Genomic DNA, 3,430 nt, shown 5'->3' with positions numbered 1-3,430 from the left:
CTATTTGTTGACTGCTTCTATTGTTGCATTTGGCTTGTATATGCTAACGGTTAATTTTGTTGTCCAAAATTTGAACGATCAAATTAGAGAGTTGATTCACATGCTTCTAACCTTACAAAATGCTCTGCTATATCTGATCGTTGCCATATCAATTATTACGCTGTACGGATGTTCATGGCTTCTGTCGATTCGGATTTATAGAAATAAGGTGTTTTAAAAAGGATGAGGCTTTTTCTTTCATTGACACCGCTTCATGTTCATCTGCGGATAAAAAACTGCACCGTCACACTTTTCGTCAGGTTGTTACGGTGCAGCGTATGATGGCGATGATGCAGACCAAAGCTGCTTGCAACCGCCTATTCCTGCTCAATAAACGAATACTTCTCTGGATCGGCCAATACATAAAAAAGTCCGAAGAACATCTTCCATCCACGAACCGGACTTCCGCATCTAAACTTTAAAGCTTCTCCTTCATCTAACGTAAACCTCAAAGCTTGGCTTACACACCAATCAATTTTCACTTGGATCTCATGTTCGCCAGGCTCCAAATCAATTCGCAGCCCCCCGCCATCTTTGATTTCCCAGCCTCGACACCATCAATCAGCACTGAGAATTTTCTCATTTTATTCATCAACTGCGATGTTCTGTTGACTTCAATGTACGTCTCGTTGTTCATGGTTACACATCCTTTCAATTATAATCTAGCGCACTTTCAGACTACCAGAGTTCAATTTTTGATAAGACTTATTTCTCTTTCAAACACAAAAATACCCCTCCGGATCATCTAATCCAAGAGGGGTACAAACTATTATTTCAAACGTCGCCTTACTCCACCGTCACACTCTTCGCCAAGTTTCTTGGCTTATCAACATCACAGCCGCGGTGCAGCGCTGCGTAGTATGCGATTAGCTGCAGCGGGATGACGGAGACGAGCGGTGCGAGCTCCGGATGCACTTCAGGCAGGACGAAGCGGTCGTCTGCTTCTTCCAGGCCTTTCAAGGAGATCACGCAAGGGTTGGCGCCGCGGGCTGTCACTTCTTTGACGTTTCCGCGGATGCTTAAGTTGACGTGCTCCTGTGTCGCAAGGGCAATGACTGGTGTGCCGTCTTCGATCAATGCGATTGTACCGTGCTTCAATTCACCGCCGGCGAAGCCTTCAGCTTGAATGTAAGAAATCTCTTTCAGCTTCAGGGATCCTTCGAGGCAGACGAAATAGTCGAGGCCGCGGCCGATGAAGAAAGCATTGCGTGTTACTGTCAAATATTCGCGCGCGATCATTTCCATTTCGTCTTTCTGGTCGCAAAGGGCTTCCATCGCGTTTCCGATGATGCCGAGCTCTTTAACAAGATCAAAGCCGAGTGCTTTGCCGCGGGTTTCCGCAGTTACAGCTGCCAAAATAGCGAGAACTGCGATTTGCGCCGTATATGCTTTTGTTGACGCTACCGCGATTTCCGGGCCGGCATTCAGTAAAAGCGTGTAGTCCGCTTCACGGGAAAGCGTGGATCCCGGTACGTTGGTCAATGTCAGCGCTTTGTGTCCGAGCTTTTTCACCTGTACGAGAACCGCGCGGCTGTCAGCCGTTTCTCCGCTTTGAGAAATAAAGATAAACAGCGGCTTCTCAGAAAGCAATGGCATATTGTAAGAGAATTCGCTTGCGACATGGACTTCAGCCGGAACTTTCGCCCATGTTTCGATAAATTGTTTGCCGACAAGACCGGCATGATAGCTCGTTCCGCAGGCGATGATATAGACGCGATCCGCTTCTGCAACAGCATTTGCAATGTCTCCAGGAATGGAAAGCTTGCCGTTTTCATCTTGGTACGTCTGAATGATTTTCCGCATGACAAGCGGCTGCTCATCGATTTCTTTTAACATGTAGTGAGGGTATGTGCCTTTTTCGATATCGCTCGCATCAAGCTCTGCAATATATGAGGCACGTGACATCAATTCTCCGTCAAGGTTTTTAATCACAACTTTTTTGTCTGTGACAATCACCATTTCTTTATCCATAAGCTCCACGTATTCGTTTGTCACTTGAAGCATCGCCATCGCGTCAGACGCGATCACATTGAAATTGTCTCCAAGGCCGACAAGAAGCGGGCTTTTATTTTTCGCAACATAGATTGTTTCTTTGTTTTCATGATCGAATAATGCAATCGCATAAGAGCCTTTGAGCAGCATAAGCGTTTGGCGGAACGCTTCTTCCGTGTCAAGACCGTTATTGACGAATTGCTCGATCACTTGAACGACAACCTCTGTATCCGTATCACTTTTAAGGGTTACATCTTGTAAATATTCGCGCGTCAGCTGAACATAGTTTTCGATGACGCCGTTATGAACAAGTGTAAATCGGCCTGATGCGCTTTGATGCGGGTGAGCGTTTAGACGGCTCGGTTCCCCGTGAGTCGCCCAGCGTGTGTGTCCGATTCCCGCTTGCGATATCACATTTGCATCAACGACTTCGCGAAGATCGGCAATCCGTCCTTTTTCTTTAAACACGTGTACGCCGTCTTCGTTCGCTACAGCGATTCCAGCTGAATCGTAGCCGCGATACTCCAGCTTTTCTAAACCTTTAAGTAAAATTTCCTTTGCATCAAGCTGGCCAATATAACCTACAATACCACACATAATTTTCTTCCTCCTAAGGTCGCAGGCAGGAGACGAAGAAAGTCTGCTTATCAGGCGGGGACATTCTTCGTCCCCTCCTACATGTTTTTTATGGAAGATCATGCGATTTCCCTTTGTTCAAAGAGTCGCCTCTTTGGTTTGAGGAAATCCTTGCGGCTGTGATCTTGTGGTCAGCCGGGAGGCATCCGCCGAAAATTCGATAAACCTCCATCCTCGTCAACTAAGCTGTTTCATCCGCACGCTTAGTCCGGGCGCTATAACTATAAAAAATGGTTCTGCCCTGCCTTTCCTTTTAAATTAAACAAGACAAGCTGATTTTACTATACACTAAAGGAACCGTCAAACATTTTTCAAAATGGTTCACATTTTTTCCAAGATTGAACGGTTCCCTTTATCTTATGTCAAATCAGCATGTCTCGTTCGTCAGTCTTCTGCGGAAAATCACTCCGCTCCCATTTCAGCTTTCACGACATCTGCAATGCGGCCTACGTATTTCTCGCAAAGCTCCTTCGTTTTCGCCTCAGCCATAACACGGACAAGCGGCTCGGTGCCGGACGGGCGCACAAGGATGCGGCCGTCCCCGTTCATTTCCTTCTCAACCTCTTCGATGACCGCTTTTACCTTTTCGTTCTCCGCTACTTTATGTTTATCGGTTACTTTCACGTTCAAGAGGAGCTGCGGAAACTTCTGCATCTCTGCCGCAAGCTCTGACAAAGACTTACCTGTCATTTTGATCGTGTTCATCAGCATGATCGCAGAAAGCAGTCCGTAGCATGTTGTATTGTAATCAAGGAAAATCACA

Annotated in this window: 3 protein-coding genes and 1 pseudogene; 1 reads left to right on the top strand and 3 read right to left on the bottom strand. The window is 46.4% G+C overall.

Annotated features, from left to right (window positions below; genetic code table 11):
* The coding region (locus tag C1T29_RS24625) for an ABC-2 transporter permease (protein ID WP_231516531.1) at nt 1–217 on the top strand (217 nt) is incomplete at its 5' end.
* A 300-nt stretch (nt 218–517) separates the two neighbouring features.
* Here the strand turns inward: C1T29_RS24625 and C1T29_RS24620 are convergent.
* The 3 genes and pseudogenes from C1T29_RS24620 to C1T29_RS01415 all read right to left on the bottom strand — a co-directional run.
* Nucleotides 518–676 carry a hypothetical protein gene (locus tag C1T29_RS24620; protein ID WP_230368300.1) on the bottom strand — a complete coding sequence of 53 codons (159 nt, stop codon included), beginning with the start codon at nt 674–676 and terminating at the stop codon, nt 518–520.
* A gap of 149 nt (nt 677–825) precedes the next feature.
* Nucleotides 826–2,628: a glutamine--fructose-6-phosphate transaminase (isomerizing) gene (glmS, locus tag C1T29_RS01420; RefSeq protein WP_023857686.1), complete on the bottom strand. Its 1,803-nt coding sequence runs from the start codon at nt 2,626–2,628 to the stop codon at nt 826–828.
* A gap of 441 nt (nt 2,629–3,069) precedes the next feature.
* Nucleotides 3,070–3,430 (bottom strand): annotated as a pseudogene (locus C1T29_RS01415) (phosphoglucosamine mutase); the annotation flags it as partial.

The organism is Bacillus sp. MBGLi79 (genome assembly GCF_002953915.1).
The sequence above is the reverse complement of the archived record's forward strand: the minus strand, read 5'-3'. Positions and strand labels throughout refer to the sequence as shown.

What these genes read in the sequence shown, in the direction of transcription:
- C1T29_RS24620 (WP_230368300.1), bottom strand. Translation starts at nt 676, where the DNA reads ATGAACAACGAGACGTACATTGAAGTCAACAGAACATCGCAGTTGATG.
- glmS (WP_023857686.1), bottom strand. Translation starts at nt 2,628, where the DNA reads ATGTGTGGTATTGTAGGTTATATTGGCCAGCTTGATGCAAAGGAAATT.